Here is an 18,475-nt window from a genome sequence, read left to right as displayed (position 1 = left end):
GTCAATTCATGGATGCATAATCCATAATCCCTTCCTGACTGAATTCTCCTTTACTTCTCTCCAGACATCCTGATATTTTCCCTTCCCTCAGGACAAGGATTCTGTCTGACATCCCCATCAGCTCCTCCATCTCGGAGGATACCATGATAATACTGATCCCCTGCTCAGTAAGCTCATTCATCAAATTATAAATTTCCTGTTTTGCCCCCACATCAATCCCCCGGGTTGGTTCATCAAAGATAAGGATTCCTGCATTACCGGCCAGCCATTTTCCTACGACAACTTTCTGCTGGTTCCCGCCGCTCAAATTTTTAACAAGCTGACTGACCGAAGGTGTTTTTATCCGAAGTCTTTCCACCTGTTTGTTCACACACTCGTTCTCAAGACTCTTATTGACCAATGTTCTTCTTGAAATTAGCCTGTAATTCGGAAGTGCCAGATTTTCTTTCACTGACAATTCCAGAATAATCCCCTGTTGTTTCCGGTCCTCCGGTATCAGGGCAATGCCAAGATTCACAGCCTGAGCTGGACTATCTATATGAATTTTCTTTTCTTCTAGATAAATGTCACCGCTTTCTATCTTATCAGCACCGAAAATCAATCTTACCAGTTCGGTCCTCCCTGCCCCTACAAGTCCTGCAAGCCCCAGTATTTCACCTTTTTTCAGATTGAAACTGATATCCATAAGGCCGTTTCCACATAAATGTTCGACTCTCAGCGCCTCTGTTTGAGGCACGATGCTGCGCGGAGGATAGGTTTCCTTCAGTGTTCTTCCAACCATGAGGTTAATCAGGGTCTCTCTGTCCAGATCCTCTGTTTTTTCTGTTGCTATTTTCTCGCCGTCCCTCATAACCGTGACCCGATCCGTCATTTCAAAAATCTCACTTAATCTGTGGGATATATAGATAATCGTAACTCCCCTCTTTTTCAGTCTTCTTATTAGTTTAAAAAGAAGTTCCACCTCATTTTGCGTCAGCGGTGAAGTCGGCTCATCCATAATCAGAACCCTGACCTCCTGACTGACCGACTTTGCGATCTCTACCAGCTGCATCTGTGCAACTGTAAGATCTTCTACGAGTACATCCGGGTTTATGTTAATTCCCATTTCCTCAAAAAGCTTCTTTGCCCTTTTTTTCATTTCTGAAAACCTGACCGTAATACCATTCCCCACAAAACGCCCCATGAAAATATTCTCTGTTACCGATAAGGTGGGAATCAGGTTCAACTCTTGGTGAATAATACGCAGCCCCTTCTCAGTCGCCTGATGCGGCGTTATTTTCTCAAACTTCTCATCCCCAATGCAGAAGCTGCCTTCATCCGCTTCTATGACTCCAGATATCACTTTCACTAATGTGGACTTCCCGGCACCATTCTCTCCCATGAGTCCGTGCACCTCTCCCTCGTGAAAATCAATGGATATATCCTTCAGTGCAATGACTCCCGGATAAGTTTTTACTATATGATGTACGGACAGACTTATTTTCTTTTCTTTTTCCATATACAAGACCGCCTTTTTTGTCATTAAGAAAGGCACCTCTTTTCGAGAATGCCTTTCTCCTACTTATCCTCTTATTTCAAAGCTTCCTCTGCATTCTCAATTGTCACCGGATTCATTGGGAAATAGTTTACCTTCTCATATTCTGAGCTTTCTCCCGTTACATCTTTCTTTGCGCAGTCTACCATGTTCTCGCCAACCTTATTTAATTCCAGATCGACAACACATTTAAAAATGCCGCCTTCTGCAACATATTCCTTTGATTTCTTTGTTCCGTCACAGGAGAACAGCCCTCTGTCTGTTTCTTTTTCAAGTCCGGCCTGTGCAAATGCTTCATAAACTCCGTGCATCGTATCATCATTAATAGATACAACTACGTTCATGTCCGGATATGCCTGAAGGAAATTCTCTCCTGCTTCCTGTCCTGCAAGAGCTGTTGTCCCGGCTCCTGTGATCACGATTTTTCCTTCCGGCAAAAGTTCCTCAAGTGCCTTTTTGATTCCGTTTTCACGCTGTGTCAGAAATTCAGAGGATGGCTCATTCACAAGTCCAATCACGGGATCTACACCTTTTTCTACAAGGTTCGCCTTTGCCCATGTTGCTGCCTGTTTTCCGATTTCATATCCAAGTTCTTCATTGGAAGCCACAAAGCAATTGGTGAAATCACAATTAGGTTCTGTATCGAATGTAATGATTTTGATCCCTGCGTCATAAGCCTTCTGTAATTCCTCTGCCCCGTCACTGGCATTCATCGGATGTACGATCAGGACGTCTACGCCGCTCGTCATAAAATTCTCGATACCTGTGATCATCTTCTGTACATCCATCTCGTAGTACATCAGTGTAGCATCAATTCCCAGTTCCTCAGCCTTGGCTTTCATTGCGTTTCCCATATCACTGATAACCTGTGTGGACGCCTGATTCAGAAGAATTCCGACCTTTACTTCCTCATCACTGCCCTGATCTGTTTCCTGTTCTGTTTTTTCTTCTTTCTTACTGTCGTCCACCAACTTGCTGTCTGTACTGCATGCACAGAGTGAGAATACAAGAGCTGCAGATAATAACATCGTAATAATTTTCTTTTTCACCTTTCTTACCTCCTCATATCTTTAAGTTCTTTCAAGCTTGAATGTAATCTTATTATACCTGTATTACAATCATATACAATGAGTCTGCTTTTGTAAAAAGTGTACTTTCTTTAGTATTTTTCTTTTTTTCATTATGATTCACTTTCGAAACCATGATTAATAATAAGAACGATAAATAAAGCCCCGCAAAACTCACAGACTATCTGTTTTGCGGGGCTTCATTTATCGCCCTTTATAATATTTCCTTGTTATCAAATTTCCTTTGCAACATCATACGCCTGCCATACGGCACCCATAAGGTTTCCGACTCTAGCTGGTTTTGACCTCAATCTTCCTATATTTCGTATGCCCGCCTTTCGATGCGGACACTCCAATACTGCCAGTTAGATAGGGATGTTCTTCATCCACCGCTGTCAGCGACACGCCATCCTGAACACTAGCTTCTATCCGGTTTCCGCTGACTTTGATGCTTATCACATACTCTTTTCCGGGCTCCCATTGATACTCTGTTTCTGTAAGTACACGGTAACCGTTCTCATTTTTCAGAATTGCAAATTTGCCGCCCGGCAGGAACCCTGCCGCATAAGAACGCACTGCCCCCTGAACCCGTACATTCTGCATATGTGTTCCTGTATTAAGAGGAGTGCACGTAAAGGCAGCCGTATAGTCTCTCCAGTCATATCTTCCGGTGTACGCCTCCGCATAATCCGCACAGGACAGGTGCATCTGACCGCCTTCCAGATATAGCATTCCCTTCAGTCTGGTAAACTGCCTGACTTCGCGGTGGAGCCCCGGCCAGACTTCTTCCTCTTCTTCCTCAAAGAGAATCGTATAGTCTGCCCTGCCCTCCGTGTAGAGGTCATCTATCATCCCTACAAAGCTTCCATCCCAGCTATTTTCTTCTTTTATACAGAAGCAAAAACCAATTTCTGCTATCAGGCCTCCTTCCATATCCGGGATTTTCCAGCCCATCTCTATCCACTTCCCTTTTTCCGGATTTACACTTTCTCCAAGCAATATCTCTCCGGTATTCTGTTCTTTTGCATAAAGACAGACTTGTGTGTTACATCCATATTCCGGTATAAATACACTGCCATGTATCGTCTGGCCCGGATACACAATTGGTGAAAAACCTGGGTCATAGCGGCTGTCATGAAAATCATCGGGACAATAATATGTTTTCTTATACACATATATATGTTCACCTGTTCCGGCATGGTTCCCGACTATCTTAAGGCTTCTGGAGCCATCAAAAGCTGTCTCATCCGTATTCTCAATGTGAGTGCTGCCGGGCCTTTCTTTCCGTACACGGATTGCATGGGTGGAACCCGGAAATTCAAAGTGGCAGCTGTCAATACGCCCATCTGCTATATGTTTCCACGGTTCCGGCATTTCTTCTCCCGCAACGGCATAAGCTAATTTTGTTATATATAAGGCTCCATAAGGAATATCCTGAATATTCAGAGAGCCAATTACGCTGGAACATGCCAGAAAATCGTTAATCGGCCTTCTCCATTTCTGATAGTCTATTGCTGCAAGGCCGCCCCGTACTCCCATAATTGTAGCAAGGTTTCCTACATTACAATCCGTATCCCAGCCACACATATTGCAAATATTTAACGTATCTGAAAAATTGCCTTCTCCATAAAGTAACGCCAGAATAATCACCGCCGCATTCGGGATGATATGGCAGTTTCCGGGATATTTGCTGTATCCCCAATTATCATGTACATATTGGAAACACGCTCTCCAGTCACCGGGATGGGCATGGTAGAACCACTTAATTGCGCGCACCGCCCGTGCATATTCACAGTCTTCCGGGATATAAGACAGCCCTTTCTCAATGATTTTCTCTATCTCATTTTCTACAAAAGCATAGCTGATACATACAGCAATGAATATCCCTCCATAGATTCCATTTCCCCCGTGAGTAACACTGGCTGCTTTCTGTGCATATTGGGCTGCCAAATCCGGATTTCCCGGAGTGACAAGCCCCCATGTGTCAATAAAAATCTGTCCTCCGATCTGCTCTGCCATCGTACTCCCATTCTGCGCAATGCTGCCGCTAAGCGGTGCAGGGATTGAATTCCTGAGGTTCAGATATGCAGTGTGTTCTGTGGCCGTTCCATACCCGCCCCACCAGAAGAATCCGTGTTCATAGGGGGCATAGTTAAGCAATGCTTCTGCAACATCCTGTGCCTGAATGGAATATCCGCTGCGGCTGTCTTCCAATGCCCTCAGGAAAAAAAGTGGTCCATTACTGTCATCATCTGCTGCGAAATCCTGATAATCTATCAGATACCCGTCTGGTTCTCCATACAGTTCTCTAATTTTTTCATAAGTCCAGCCTTCAATGGGAGCTCCCAGACGGATACCGATTATCTTCGCCAGCCAGCCGGCATAAATCTGTTCTATGTATTTTTCTTTCATTGTCCATCTCCCCGGCTATAACATTTCTATGCCTGACAATGCTTCCGTATCAGGAACAACAATATCCGCTTTTCCTAAAATAGCTTTGCCGCCAACCCCGATACATTTCATCCCGCCTGCTAATGCCGCATCAATTCCGGCGGCCGCGTCTTCTATTACGATACATTCGCTGCAGGGGACACCAAGCAGTTCGGCCGCCTTTATAAATACCTGCGGGTCAGGTTTTGCACGTTCTGCCAGATTCCCGTCAACAATCGCGTCAAATTGGTCCGCAAGTCCTAGTTTTTCTAATATCATCCGCCCACTTTTGCTTGCAGACCCCAGCGCAATCTTATAGCCGGCCCTTTTTTGCCTGCTTATAAATTGAGAGATACCGGGAAGAATCTCTGACTGGTCAATACCTGAAATCATATTCAGATAATAACCATTTTTTCGTTCCGCCAGTTCCTGTTTTTGTACCTCACTCATCCCTGTCAGCCCGCCGACTTCCAGAACAATTTCCAGCGAGCGCATCCTGCTTACGCCCTTCAGCCTCTCATTATGTTCCTCTTCAAATGCAAATCCCAGTTCTTCTGCCAGCTTCCGCCACGCCAGATAATGGTATTTTGCAGTATCTACTACAACACCGTCTAAATCAAAAATGATTGCTTTCATGCACTCTTTCCTTCTTTTCTTTCTATTATAAATACTTGAAGGGAATCTTTCAGTTCATATACTTCTCCTCCAACCTCTACCTTAAGGGGGCTTTCTTTTGCCGGCGGTGTTCTCCCGGCCCCTGTGTCCTTTAAGCAGACCTTCGTATTGCTCAGAGTTAACTCAATATCCTTCCCTCTCACTTTTATGTGAAAATGTATTTCCTCCCAATGTTCAGGAAGCCGGGGCGTAAGGTGCAGAACTTCCCCTTCATAGTTTACCCCTGCAAATCCAAATACAATGCAGGTCCAGATCCCCCCAAGGGAAGCCGCATGAATTCCGTCTGTCGTATCATTCGGATTCCCGTCCAGATCAATCACCATACATTTTTCAAAAAACTTCCATGCCAGATCCATCGCCCCTATTGCCGCACATGCCTGAGCATGGGCACAGTAGCTTAGGGATGAATCGTGTATGGTCCTCGACTCATAATATAATACATTCTTCCGGACAACTTCCGGAGAAAACATCTGGGGAAACAGATTTAGAAGCATTACCGTGTCAGCCTGCTTAAGTACCTGCATATCTACAATTTCATCTCTCGAATAGTCCTGCAGCACTGCCTGTTTCACTTCTGATTCTTTATACTTTTCGATATCTGTAAGACATTTTTTTGTAAGGAATGTGTCATCCTGAGGAATTATCTGCTGTTCATTAGGTTCCGGAAGATAAATCTTCTCTGAGAATTCCTCCCATGATTTTCTCCTTTTCCCTACCTTGAGCCTATGGTAAAGGCCAGGGGTCACTTTTTCTGCCTTTCCTGCCAGCGATGCGGCTAACGATACGCAGTATCTCGCCATATAATTGCTATAAGCATTGTTATCAATATGCTCTGTATATTCATCCGGTCCGATGATATCCCGTATAACATAAGCCTTCCTAACCTCGTCCCATTCTGCTCGTGATACCCAGAAAGACGCTGCCTCAAATATGATTTCATACCCAAACTTTTCCATGAACCTGTCGTCACCGGTCATGCTGTAGTATTGCCAGACAGCATAGACGATATCTGCCGTCACATGGTGCTCTTTTATCCCTGACCAAACCTTATTGGCTTTGCCTGTATAAATATTCAGTGCAGCGTACAAAGGTGTCTCTTCCTTTCCGCTGACCGCCGCCTCCCAGGGGTACATGGCACCTTCATAGCCATAAGCCGCAGCCTTCTCCCTTGCACCATCCAGTCCTTTATACCTGAACTCTAAAAGTTGTCTTGCCGCTTCTGGAAAATTATATAAGAAAAAGGGAAGTACAAAAATCTCAGTATCCCAAAAAACATGTCCTTTGTATCCTTCTCCCGTCAGCCCTTTTGCAGCAATACTGCTTGAAGAACTGCCCCAGGGCATCATACCAATCAAATGATATTGAGCAAATGCGATAGATGCCTCTTCCTCCAGAGTAGCCCCTTTTATCCTGATTGCAGCCTGCTGCCAAAGCTTAGACATCTTCTCTTTATGGGCCGAAATTACCGAAGCATATCCCTTGGAAATACAATCCTTTAGTATCTCTTTCTGTCTGTCCAGCTCTGCCATATCTTCCTGCTTATGGATATAAACATATTTTTCAAACTCCCAGCTTCCGCCTTCCGGTACTGTAACATCGTATGATGCCTCCACACTGCGTCTTTTCAGTGTAAAGACAGGGGTCCCGCTTTCACAAGAACTCTCCGCCAGAATGCTTAATGTATCCTCCGTCAGATATCCTTTCATCTGCATTATTTTCCGGTCATATACCCTGCAGTTAATCTTCTGGAAATGTGAAACACCGCTGTTCGTCTGCTGTCCGTCAATGCCGCTAATCAGCTTTCCACTGGTGCCCGCACCGCGGCAGACAGAGATCCTAATGCTCTGTACAAACAGATGTCTGTTTTCCATAGACGCAAAACGCCGCTCGATGACCTCAATTTCTGTACCTGACTTTAATTCAAACCTGACTGATATCACTAATTCTCCTGTATATATATTGAATTTCCGCTCGTACCCCTTTATCATTATACGGTCAGGGCATATCTCTTCCCCATCCAGTATCAGCCTGAATTCAGTTACATCAGGACAGTTGACCAGTTCAGTCACTTCGTCCTCGTAGGCACAGTTAAATAAACCAGCAACGAACATCCCCCTTTTCCCATTCAGTGATGGGAGTCCCCCTGCCCCCCTTACACCAAAGTAGCCATTGCACTGTGCAAACACAGATTCTGTTTTCAAGTGGAACCGTGGTTGATATTCCCGCTGCGCGAGCCAGATTCCATCTTCCTTTTTTTCTATATCATAATAAATCATTCCATTATCACCGGCCTTCCGCTGTCTGCTGACTTGTATAGAGCCTCAATCACTTTCTGGACATAGGTCCCCTGTGCGGCTGTCACCAGAAGTTCTTCCTGCCCCAGACAGGCATTTACAAAATTTTTGTCACTGTCCATATGCCAGTCCCTCATTTCCATAAACGGGTATGTACTGTCTGTGAGCTGTCCATCCTTCTCCCCATAAACCTCCAGAGGGAAAAGGCTTGCGCCAAGTTTCTCTCCATACAGCGTAATATTCCTCAAGTCTTTTTCCTTCTGGTTGATGGCGAAAGACGTCTCAATCAAAAGGCTTGTTCCATTCTCAAATCTAAGGAACCCGAATACGCCATCCTCTACCTGAAAGCAGTCCGGGTTCCAGCTCCCCATCAGAGAACAGCCGCCCCTTTTGCCGATCCTGTCACTGGACGTGGCGCAGACATAGGTGATTTCCGGGTATTCCAACAGGTATAATGCCGCATCCAGCATATGTGCACCAATATCAATCAATGGCCCGCCGCCCTGCATTTCTTTATTCGTAAAATTTCCCCAGCCGGGAATTCCCCTTCTTCTATGCCACTGCGCTTTCGCATGGTAAATCGTACCGAATTCCCCATTACGCACCTTCTCCTTCATCAATGCCACATGTTCACTGTGACGGAAATGAAAACCATAGGACAGGACCAGATTCCTCTTTCGGGCTTCCTCTTCCATCTGCCAAGCCTCCCGGACCGTTATTGCCGGAGGTTTTTCGCAGAGTACATGGCAGCCGCATTCCAAGGCATCCAGGGTCATCCGGCAGTGGAACTTATTTGGCACACATATCGTAACTGCATCCGGCTTTAATTCTGAAAGCATCTTCTTATGGTCCTGATAAAAATTCTGTATTCCAAACTGCTCTGCAAGTGCTTTTGCGGCATCCAGATTCACATCGCATATACCGACTACTTCTGCCTGATCCATCTCTCTAAAGTTCGGAAGATGGGTCACTTTGGCTATCTGTCCGGCGCCAATGACAGCCATTCTCAATCGTTTCATCTTACAACCTCCTCATATTCCAAAGCCCCGCAGCACGCCACTAAGCATCTAACCTGCCTGCGTTACGGGCTGCGGGGCATTTTCTTTTGCCGTCCCTACAAAAACTGTTTCATGAAATCAACGGACTTTTGATAAACCTCCAGAGGATTCTCACCGCGGATCCGTCCTTCATTCACAACATCGCCTTCATATCCAATGTCCTTCAATGTCTGTATATGGCGTTTCCAGTCAATGGAACCTGTACCCGGCTGATACCTGTGGTTTTCAGCAATGTGGACATGCCCGACTGCATCCCGGAACTTCATCAGCGACTCTGAGATATCGTCTTCTTCTATCGCCATGTGATAGAAGTCGGCGGTGATTTTCACCATCTTAAACTGTCCCATCTCTATGATATCCATTGCATCCTGAAGCGTATTGAGCATATGGTCCTGATAGCGGTTGAGTGGTTCCAGATACAGATATATGCCGTTTTCCTCTGCCACAGCATCTAGTTCTTTTAAAGATGCCAGAATTGCTTTCACATCTCCTTCATGGCTTCGCGGTGGTGTCATAGGCGGAAGACGGAATGTAAACATCCCCCATGCGGCAGGCACTACGACACCCTTTCCGCCTACCTCTTTCAGCGCACGTATGATTTCCTTCAGGTCTTCCACGCCATTTTCTCTGCGCTCCTCAATAAAATCGCCAATCCATCCCCTATATCCGCCACACGCACTCGATACAGGCAGTCCTGACTCTTCAATCGCCTTTTTTACCATATCAACATGATCGGTTAACACTTTTCCGTCAATTTCAAAACATTCAAATCCCATTGCTTTCACAAATTTAAACTTTTCCACTAAATCCTGCGGAAAGAAGTCTTTGTCCTGAGTTCCTAAACGCATTTTAATCCCTCCCCATGAAATCGATTCCCAATTTGATACTCTCTTCCGGATGCTGGTCTACATAATTACAAAAACCTTCCGCACACTCTTCGAATGGGACCACCGGATAAATAATATCCTCACAGTCCAGATACCCGTTCATCAGCAGTTCCCAGCACACATCCTCAATTCGGTGCCTGTCCCATCTCGGATATTCCGGATTCGGCTCACTGCACGCACGGGAGAAGATAATCTTCCCATAATTAAAATGGGCTTCCTGTCCAAGCCACAGTCCTGCCGGAAATGGCTTTGCAAATGCAACATATGCGATAGTCCCATTATAGCCAAGCCCCTTCAAAGAAGACTGCAGCGCATGGACATTCCCGCTTGTTTCAATGATCACATCGGCTCCCATCTTCCCTGTCAGCCTTTTAATCTCCATCCCTGCATCACAGGCAGTGGAATCCAACGTATAATGGGCACCATGTTTCTCAGCAATTTCCCGCCTTTTTGCAATAGGGTCAATTCCGATGACTGTTACAGCACCAATCTTTACTGCAAACTGGAGGGCTATCTGTCCGATTGCACCCAGTCCAATGACTACTACACGGTCTCCCGGGCGTACTCCTCCATCACGGATTCCACTTAAAGCGAACTGTGCCGGATCGTAGCATACTGCATTTTTAGCAGATGCATCTTTGCTCATTTTGCGCAATTTATAGTTGTCTACTGCATTTACAATCTGTGTCTCCTTAATCGGTCCATAAGAACATACCCTGTCTCCGATCTCATATTCCGTAACGTCTGCCCCTTTTTCCGTAATGGTTCCGACAAACATATTTCCAAGAGGAAGGTCTCCAAATTCAATCCCCCTCGGTTCCTCTTCATCCCGTTTGGCAAACACACGCCATTCTTCATCAAATTTTCCATCAATAAAAGGAGTGGTACCCCTGAAATCCGCAAGCTCCGTGCCATGCTTTGGCGCCGCAAATTCCACCTGTACTTTTACTTCATTGCTTAATATTTCCCTGTCTTCATATTCCTTTAACGCTGCTTCCCTCGGTGCAACTGCTACTAATTTTTTCATCTTTATCCAATCCTTCCTTTCCTGTCGTCTATCCTTTTACGCCGCCGTCTGTGCTGCCGCTCTTAATGAGCCGCTGGCTAAATCCATACATAATGATTACAGGTAATGATGTAATCAGTGAAGCCGCCATCATTCTGCCCCATACATAGTCCGGTGTATTAAACAACGAGTTCAGGCCAATCGGAATCGTCATCATATCCGGAGAATCAATGAAAATAGAAGCAAACAGTACATCATTCCATGCAATCATAAATGCATATACAAATACGGAAATCAATCCCGATATGGACAATGGAACAACAATCCTGAAAATAATCCCCATCTTACTTAATCCGTCTACCCTTCCTGCTTCTTCCAGTTCCTTGGGAATCGTATCGAAATAACTTCTTGTCATATAAATCGCCGTGGGCAGTGTCTGTATAATCATACAGATGATGACTGCCTCCCTGCTGTTTTTCAGCCCTACTGCTGACAGCATGCGGAATAACGGTACAATCAGAAGGATTCCGGAGAACATATAGACGAGGAAAAACATCTCGCTGATACCCTTTTTCCCTTTGAACTTCAGTTTGGAAAGTGCATATCCGCCCAGAATACCAAGGAATACTGCAACAACGGAAACAGTCAGGGCAATATAAAGGCTGTTGCCAAAATATTTAATAAATGGAAAGATTTTCGGGTTAAATATGTCTATAAAATGCTGGAATGTCCATGCCTTCGGTATAATCGTCGGGGGAAATGCGATTGCCTCCGATGTCGCCTTCAAAGATACGCTGAGCATGATAATAAAGGGGAAGAGCAGAACCAATACCAGCAGGACAACCCTTACATAAAAAAATACTAATTTCCCTGTTTTTTTATTCATCTTCTTCAACTCTCAGCACCTTCTTTCTAATCAGCATAACCAGACTGAATATCACAACAAACAGTATGATGGAAATTGCTGCCGCCTTTCCAAAGTCATGTGTCGCAAATGCCATGTCATACAGGTAAACGCCAAGTACATCGACCTGTTTCGTCAGCAGGTAAACCTCTGTGTAAATGTAGAATACCCATATGGTACGCAGGCTCACAACCGTAACAAGGGTTGGCTTTATAGCCGGATAAGTAACGGTCATAAATTTCTGCCAGCTATTTGCCCCATCCATATCCGCCGCCTCGTACAGACTCTTGTCGATAGACTGGAGAATTGCAACAAATGACATGTAGGCATACGGGAAAAACTTCCATATAGCAAAGATTGTAACTAATATAAACGCACTGGCCGGCTGGTCAAACCAAAGCGGAACCTCTTTTGCAAGATGCAGGACATCCACAATAATATAGTTGATGATTCCATAAATATTATTGAACATATACCGCCATGCAAAGATAAGACACACTGCCGGTACAACATAAGACAGGATAATAATCGAATTCACCATTTTTTTCCCGACAAAATCCCTGTTCATAAAAACTGCAATCGCCAGACCAAACGCAGTACTGATTACCGTAACCAGAACAGTAAATACCAGGGTGATGAACACGGAGTGATAGAACCCTTTGTCCTGGAATACCGCTATGTAATTACTAAGGCCTACAAACTCAGAGGCCATTTTGGGATTTACCGGCACATCCTGAAAACTGATTAAGATGTTATAAATCATCGGATAGCCAATTAAAAGCGCTAATAAAATCAGGCTGGGAGCTAAAAGTGCATATGCAAACCGCGTATCACTTCCGCCCAGTTTTCTGTTCTTCGGCTTCATTCCTTTCCCCTTTCTCTCTTTTAATCGGGACCGGCCGCCTCGCTGGCCGGTCCTTATAGGTTAATGTGCTCTCAGATCCAATAAGCAGCTGCCTTCCTACTTTATCAGGCCTTCCACTGCTGACTGTGCTGTCTCAAGTTCTTTGTCCACATCTGCATTCTGTACAACAACGTTATTAATCAGCTTACTGATAGCGCCAGTGTTGGTGACATCACCCATTTCTGTAAAGTTCTTGCCGCCGACTGTTCCAAAAAGCTGCAGGTTCTCAACTGCTACTGCAATATCATCATTCAGGTTCTCGTATACCTTACGCTCATCCATGTCCGTGAAAGCCGGGTCTTCGCTGACCGCCTTCAATACCGGCTGTATTCCGCCAGGAGCCATATTCAGCCACGTAATGTTATTATCTTTTTCCAACAGGTAGCTTACAAATTTTTTAGCTGCATCTGTCTGTGCCTCATCCATGCCTTCTGCAATGCCAAGCACGGTAATTGTTCCATATGCAACCTGTTCCTTCTGGTTCGGCAGAACAAGTGCTAAATCACCTGCAAACCCGGCTTCATTCACTGCACCTAAAATGTAAGTGGAATACATCGCCATCGGCGCATTCTTTCCTACGAAAGCATCTTTTACGTCAGCAACCTCTGTAGATCCCGGCATAGAGTAAGACGCAAGCTCTTTATAATATTCCACTGCCTCTTTCATCTCCGGTGTATTCACGGTAACATTTTTGTCACTGTCAAATACATTGGCCCCGTTTGAAAGCGCAAACTGGGAGAATACCTGCTCTGTAAACGCAGATTCAGATGTCGGCATTGCAATACCATATTTTTTATTAGCCGGGTCATTGAATGCCTTTGCAATTTCAAGAACATCATCCCAGTTCTCAGGAACATCAAATCCTTTTTCCTGCAGCATTGCAGTGTTCACCCAGATTCCCTGTACCCAGCTGCACAGCGGAACACCTACATACCCGCTTCCGTCTTCTGTCTTCGTTACTTCAAGCGCGCCTTCATAGAATGCATCTTCTCCAACTTCATCCACAACTGCCTGAACAGCATCTAAGCTGGTGAACTGGTTCGCAACACTTGTCTTCGCCTGGTCCTGGCTGTATTCAATAATCGCCGGAAGCTCCCCGCTTCCTCCAAGAGCTACGATTTTAGAGTCATAATCATCCTCGTTCACAGGAATAGATTCTACTGTAATACCCTCATTCTCTGCCTCGAATCCGTCTATCAGTTCCTGTACCACATCCTGTCTCTCCTGCTCTACCTGCTGATGCATGAACTGTATCTTGACAGTGCCTCCCTTATCAGAGCCGCCCTCAGTATCTTTTTCTTTCCCTGCGCATCCTGCTGCAAGAGTAGCTGCCATTGCTGTAATTAACAGCACGCTTAATACTTTCTTTTTCATAATCTTCTTCTCCTTTTCTTAATAAATTGTTTTTTATTTGTGTCAAAGAGTCCTTCCCCTTTGCAACAATCTACTGTTTTTTATCCAGGCCGCTTCGTATGGCCCTAGTACTATCTTATCTTTTATTTCCTCTCCATTCAGAAGGTTGGTGCCTGAAAGCCCGTCCCGCCCGATGGGCACCGTTTCACCGGATACATTGATGAATGCCTCAATACATTCACCCGACTCTTTCGCAATCCTCCTGACAGCAAGCACCCTGCCGTCAACATTTAGCACTTCCTGCACAGCCTGAGGTGCAAACGCCTTCTCCTTCTTCCGGATATTCAGCCTCCTGATCATTTCTTTGAATATTCTGCTTCTGTTTGTATCTCCATCCAGCTGCTCTTTCAGAAAACCGTAATCCAGCTGTTCCCGGTTGATACGCCTTGGTATGCCGGAAACTGTCATTCCATAGTAATCATTTCTGGAGCCTAAAAGACTGTGTATATAAATACCCGGGACACCCTGCATAGACAATAAAATCGTCTCTGCTGCCAGAAATCGCCCTATCCTTGTTTCATCGGAATCTTCCGGACCTGCCAGTGCATCCTGATAGTTGATATTTAATTCATATGGACTTTTTGTCCCATCCCCGTTATCTTTATAGGAAACCCTTCCGCCGTGTTCCAGCGTTGCTTTCACTAGAAATTCTCTTTGTGCATCGTCCAAAATCCCCTCCGTGGGTCTGACTCCGATTCCATCATGAGAACTCAGGAAGTTAAAAAATGTAACATCCTCCCCCGGCAGCTCAAGCCCTGCCATCCATTGACTTAGTATGGAAGCATCCCCTGTCAGGAGAGAGTACATAACAAGTGGAGGCAGCGGAAATTGATACACCAGATCAGCCTCATCTTTTCCGTCCCCAAAATAGCTGATATTATCTTTGTGGGGTACATTTGTTTCTGTAATCAGCTTGGTTCCCGGGGAATATACGCACAGGACATCCTTCATAAGCTTGATTAATTCATGTGTCTGCGGAAGATGCATACATGTTGTCCCCGCCTCTTTCCACATAAAACCAATCGCATCCAGCCGGATGAACTTTGCCCCCATCCTTCCGTACATTACTAGAAGATCCAGAACCTCCGCCAGAACGTCAGGACTGTTAAAATTCAGGTCAATCTGGTCCTCACTGAACGTTGTCCATACAAACTTTGTTCCTTCTGCCGTCTGAAACGCTGTCAGAAGCGGCAGTGCCCTTGGCCTTGTCACCTTACTGTAGTCGGCATCTGGATCGCAGGTAATAAAGTAGTCTGTGTATGGCTGTTCACACTCCAGATATTTTTGGAACCAATCACTGCTTTTAGAAATATGGTTGATTACTGCATCAAACATTAACCCATATCGCTTCGCCAGCATTTCAATATGCCCCCAGTTTCCCAATGACGGATTAATCTCTTTATAATCCACCACTGAAAAACCATCATCTGATGTGTAAGGATACATAGGCAGAAGATGTACATTGCCTACTGCATCTTTTACATAGGCATCCAGAAATTCACTCAGGACTTCCAATGCCGGGGCATCCCCATTCACGATAGAATCGCCATATGTAATCAGCATCGTATCCGCCTGTGATAACTTTCGTGCCTTTAACCCGGTCTTTTCATATTTTTCCAATTGTTTTTCAATTTTCTGCTTTGCACTGGCAGCCTTTTCCTCTGTACCAAATATAAACTTCAGCCGTCTCTCAATTCCTTCCATTGATTTCTCCTGTTCTCTGTATTTTTCCAACGTTTTCCCATTCTAAAGGCTTCCATAAGCATTTATATGACAACGTTGTCAAAGTTTGGTAAAAAAATCTACTTATCAGGTAGATTTTCTTTCTATAATTTTCGTCGGGAACTTGAACCTCTTCTTTTTATTAGAATCTTTCCCATTCTCAATCTCTTCTACAACATAATCCATACAGCACTTTGCAAGGATGTCAAAATCCTGTGCCACTGTAGAAATAGGCGGATAATAGAACTCTCCCAGAGGAATGTTATCAATCCCAAGAACCGCCACATCTCCCGGAATCTCCAGTCCTTTTTCGTAGATTCCGCGATAAACGCCCAATGCACGTTCGTCACCAGATACAAAGAACGCCTCTATATCATAAGTTTCCAACACTTCTTTCGACTTATGGTAAGCCTTCTCCACCGTGTCAAGTCCGTCAAATATGTGATATTCGGCATCCATGCTTTGCATGATTCTTTCAAACCCTTCGATACGCAGCTGTGTGGACAAAAACTTCTTTTCACCTATAAACAGTGCGATCTTGCGGTATCCCTGCTCAATCAGGTACTTCCCGCCGTTATAGCCTACATCGAAATTATCCAGGCTGACTGATGGAACATCCTGATTCTCTGATTCTCCGAAAAGTACATATGGTATATTATGCTTCTCAAAGTATTCAACCCTGGGGTCATTTAGGATGTTCTCCAAAAGTATTGCACCGTCAGCCAGTCCACTGGAGATGAGATAAAATCCGTCTGTCTCATCCTCCTCAAATCGTTCACTGTTAGACGGTGAGAGGACAACCTTCATATTCTTCTGCTTTGCATACTGGAACAAATATTTTAATATAATGTTATGCCATATGCTGAGATGTTCTTCATGATGTCGGTCTGCAAAAACTACGATGATGTTGGTCCTGTTCCCCTTAAGTCCTTTAGCCAGCATATTAACCTGATATCCTGTCTTTTTCATGGCAGCATAAACTTTTTCTTTTGTCTCTTCACTGACATGAGGGTTATTATTCATCACTCTGGAAACTGTTTTGATCGAAACCCCGCTTGCCTCAGCTACATCAATAATTGTTGCCTTTTTCATAGTCTTTTTCACTTCCTTTGTCCTACGTTGTCATTATATATAATCCCTCTGTAAAAATCAAGCATTTCCGGCAATAACAATTAATTTTGTAAAATGCAGACAAGAATGAACTGCGTTTTTTAGACATAATTCACAAAGATAGATTACTCGTAAAAATTTTTATTCAGAAGCTGTAAAATCAATCTGGACGGGGTACAGCTTTTGGATTATGATTTCCTATTAAATGAGGACAGTCTGGATAACGAAATGTTCACTACAGCTGCCGCCCGCATTGACGTTATGTCAAATAGTATTGTATAATAAAGAAAAGTGTATGATTTATCCGTCCCCTGACCGGGCCGGTATGTATATAACATAGAAAGCAGGTGATACTATGCCATTTAAACGTGGTGATACATGTTATATTATGGAGGATAATCCACACCCTACGCAGGTGAAAGTCGTCAGCAAGCAGGGTACGACCTATATCGTACAGCTGATTGGTTCCTGTGGTGCGATGAAACTTCCCGAGGAGAGGCTCTTTGCCACCTCTGAAGAAGCCGAAGCAAGCAGGAAAGCTCCCAAAGCGTCTGTAAGCGTACAGCTTTCCGATTCAAACGGGAGATCAAACGTGATCGAGATTCAGGATATGTTTAAGAAATAATTGAAATGTTAAAAACCGTATCTTTAGAGATGATTAATGGTATGCTCATAATCCTCTGCAAGATACGGTTTTTATTTTTTAAATTATAATACTATCCTTATATTTTCGCAGCCCCCATAGCCTTCCACTCTGTTATCTGTAAGTATCTGCGCGGCCTGGAAATCTGCAAAAGTAACAGCGCTGACTTTCCCGAATTTGGAGGAATCCCCCAGCACGTACCTGTCCCGGCACTGCTGCATCGCTGTCTTTTTTATCAGTGCTTCGTTGGCATCCGGCGTCGTAAATCCGGCATTTCTGCTGATCCCGTTTGTCCCGAAGAATCCTTTTGTAAAATGATAGCTTTCCAGTGTAAGCAGTGCCTGATTCCCGACCACGGCCTCTGTAGAAGCCTTCAGTTCCCCGCCTACAAGGAATACCCGCAGTCCTGCAGCGGCCAGTGTCTGTGCATGGACGACGGCATTGGTCACGAAGGAGGCCTCTGACTTTGCCAGATAATCCAGCATACACCCTGTCGTGGTCCCCGCATCCAGATAGACAAAGTCTTCCGGCTGGATCAGGGAAGCCGCATACTTTGCAATCTTCTGCTTCTCATCTTTCTGTACCTCCACCTTCTGTGCCACGGTTGGTTCGGTGGTCATTAAGGTGTGATCTGCCGCGATGGCGCCGCCGAAAACTTTTACAAGCCTGCCCGCCTGATGCAGTGCTGTTATGTCCCTCCGGACGGTTGATTCGGAAGTGTGAATCAGGTCTTTTACCTCTGTGACTGTGATACTCTTTTTCTCCTCCAGCAATTTCAATATCAGTTCATATCTTTGTTCCGTCAACATGACCCTCTTCTCTCCTTCC

The 18,475-nt window shown here is 44.7% G+C and carries 15 protein-coding genes; 1 reads left to right on the top strand and 14 read right to left on the bottom strand.

Annotated elements, in window-relative coordinates; genetic code table 11:
• Position 1: 1 nt before the first annotated feature.
• The 13 genes from A8806_RS04300 to A8806_RS04240 all read right to left on the bottom strand — a co-directional run bounded on the left by A8806_RS04300 (position 2) and on the right by A8806_RS04240 (position 16,986).
• The gene (locus A8806_RS04300) at positions 2 to 1,498 is read right to left on the bottom strand and encodes a sugar ABC transporter ATP-binding protein (protein WP_109730222.1); all 1,497 of its coding nucleotides are present in this window, start codon (positions 1,496 to 1,498) and stop codon (positions 2 to 4) included.
• A gap of 71 nt (positions 1,499 to 1,569) precedes the next feature.
• Positions 1,570 to 2,583, bottom strand: a complete 1,014-nt coding sequence (locus A8806_RS04295; protein WP_109729954.1) for a sugar ABC transporter substrate-binding protein — start codon at positions 2,581 to 2,583, stop codon at positions 1,570 to 1,572.
• A 309-nt stretch (positions 2,584 to 2,892) separates the two neighbouring features.
• Positions 2,893 to 5,013 (bottom strand): ADP-ribosylglycohydrolase family protein, encoded by a 2,121-nt coding sequence (locus A8806_RS04290; protein WP_109729953.1) that lies wholly within the window; start codon positions 5,011 to 5,013, stop codon positions 2,893 to 2,895.
• Between the two features lie 15 nt (positions 5,014 to 5,028).
• Positions 5,029 to 5,667, bottom strand: coding sequence for a beta-phosphoglucomutase (gene pgmB, locus A8806_RS04285; RefSeq protein ID WP_109729952.1), 639 nt, complete (start codon positions 5,665 to 5,667; stop codon positions 5,029 to 5,031).
• The gene (locus tag A8806_RS04280) at positions 5,664 to 7,982 is read right to left on the bottom strand and encodes a glycoside hydrolase family 65 protein (RefSeq protein WP_109729951.1); all 2,319 of its coding nucleotides are present in this window, start codon (positions 7,980 to 7,982) and stop codon (positions 5,664 to 5,666) included. Before A8806_RS04280 ends, pgmB begins: the two co-directional genes overlap by 4 nt.
• Positions 7,979 to 9,019 carry a Gfo/Idh/MocA family protein gene (locus tag A8806_RS04275; RefSeq protein WP_109729950.1) on the bottom strand — a complete coding sequence of 347 codons (1,041 nt, stop codon included), beginning with the start codon at positions 9,017 to 9,019 and terminating at the stop codon, positions 7,979 to 7,981. The genes A8806_RS04280 and A8806_RS04275 overlap by 4 nt, the downstream gene beginning before the upstream one ends.
• A gap of 95 nt (positions 9,020 to 9,114) precedes the next feature.
• Positions 9,115 to 9,906: a sugar phosphate isomerase/epimerase family protein gene (locus A8806_RS04270; protein ID WP_109729949.1), complete on the bottom strand. Its 792-nt coding sequence runs from the start codon at positions 9,904 to 9,906 to the stop codon at positions 9,115 to 9,117.
• A 1-nt stretch (position 9,907) separates the two neighbouring features.
• Positions 9,908 to 10,972 (bottom strand): zinc-dependent alcohol dehydrogenase, encoded by a 1,065-nt coding sequence (locus A8806_RS04265; protein ID WP_109729948.1) that lies wholly within the window; start codon positions 10,970 to 10,972, stop codon positions 9,908 to 9,910.
• Between the two features lie 28 nt (positions 10,973 to 11,000).
• Complete coding sequence (locus A8806_RS04260) at positions 11,001 to 11,837, bottom strand: carbohydrate ABC transporter permease (RefSeq protein WP_181368577.1); 837 nt, start codon at positions 11,835 to 11,837, stop codon at positions 11,001 to 11,003.
• Positions 11,830 to 12,720: a carbohydrate ABC transporter permease gene (locus A8806_RS04255; protein ID WP_109729946.1), complete on the bottom strand. Its 891-nt coding sequence runs from the start codon at positions 12,718 to 12,720 to the stop codon at positions 11,830 to 11,832. The genes A8806_RS04260 and A8806_RS04255 overlap by 8 nt, the downstream gene beginning before the upstream one ends.
• Before the next feature lie 96 nt (positions 12,721 to 12,816).
• Positions 12,817 to 14,133, bottom strand: a complete 1,317-nt coding sequence (locus tag A8806_RS04250; RefSeq protein ID WP_109729945.1) for an ABC transporter substrate-binding protein — start codon at positions 14,131 to 14,133, stop codon at positions 12,817 to 12,819.
• Between the two features lie 42 nt (positions 14,134 to 14,175).
• The gene (locus A8806_RS04245; RefSeq protein ID WP_109729944.1) at positions 14,176 to 15,876 is read right to left on the bottom strand and encodes a sugar phosphorylase; all 1,701 of its coding nucleotides are present in this window, start codon (positions 15,874 to 15,876) and stop codon (positions 14,176 to 14,178) included.
• Between the two features lie 105 nt (positions 15,877 to 15,981).
• Positions 15,982 to 16,986 carry a LacI family DNA-binding transcriptional regulator gene (locus A8806_RS04240; protein ID WP_109729943.1) on the bottom strand — a complete coding sequence of 335 codons (1,005 nt, stop codon included), beginning with the start codon at positions 16,984 to 16,986 and terminating at the stop codon, positions 15,982 to 15,984.
• 373 nt (positions 16,987 to 17,359) lie between these two features.
• On the opposite strand from A8806_RS04240, the gene A8806_RS04235 reads away from it, so the two are divergent.
• On the top strand, positions 17,360 to 17,629 hold the full coding sequence (locus A8806_RS04235) for a hypothetical protein (protein ID WP_109729942.1): 270 nt from the start codon (positions 17,360 to 17,362) through the stop codon (positions 17,627 to 17,629).
• Between the two features lie 83 nt (positions 17,630 to 17,712).
• Here A8806_RS04235 and A8806_RS04230 read toward each other — a convergent pair whose 3' ends face one another.
• The gene (locus A8806_RS04230; protein WP_109729941.1) at positions 17,713 to 18,456 is read right to left on the bottom strand and encodes a DeoR/GlpR family DNA-binding transcription regulator; all 744 of its coding nucleotides are present in this window, start codon (positions 18,454 to 18,456) and stop codon (positions 17,713 to 17,715) included.
• Between the last annotated feature and the right edge of the window lie 19 nt (positions 18,457 to 18,475).

Source organism: Faecalicatena orotica, assembly GCF_003149245.1.
Lineage (GTDB): Bacteria > Bacillota > Clostridia > Lachnospirales > Lachnospiraceae > Faecalicatena_A > Faecalicatena_A orotica.
This window is presented reverse-complemented; position numbering and strand designations above follow the sequence as displayed.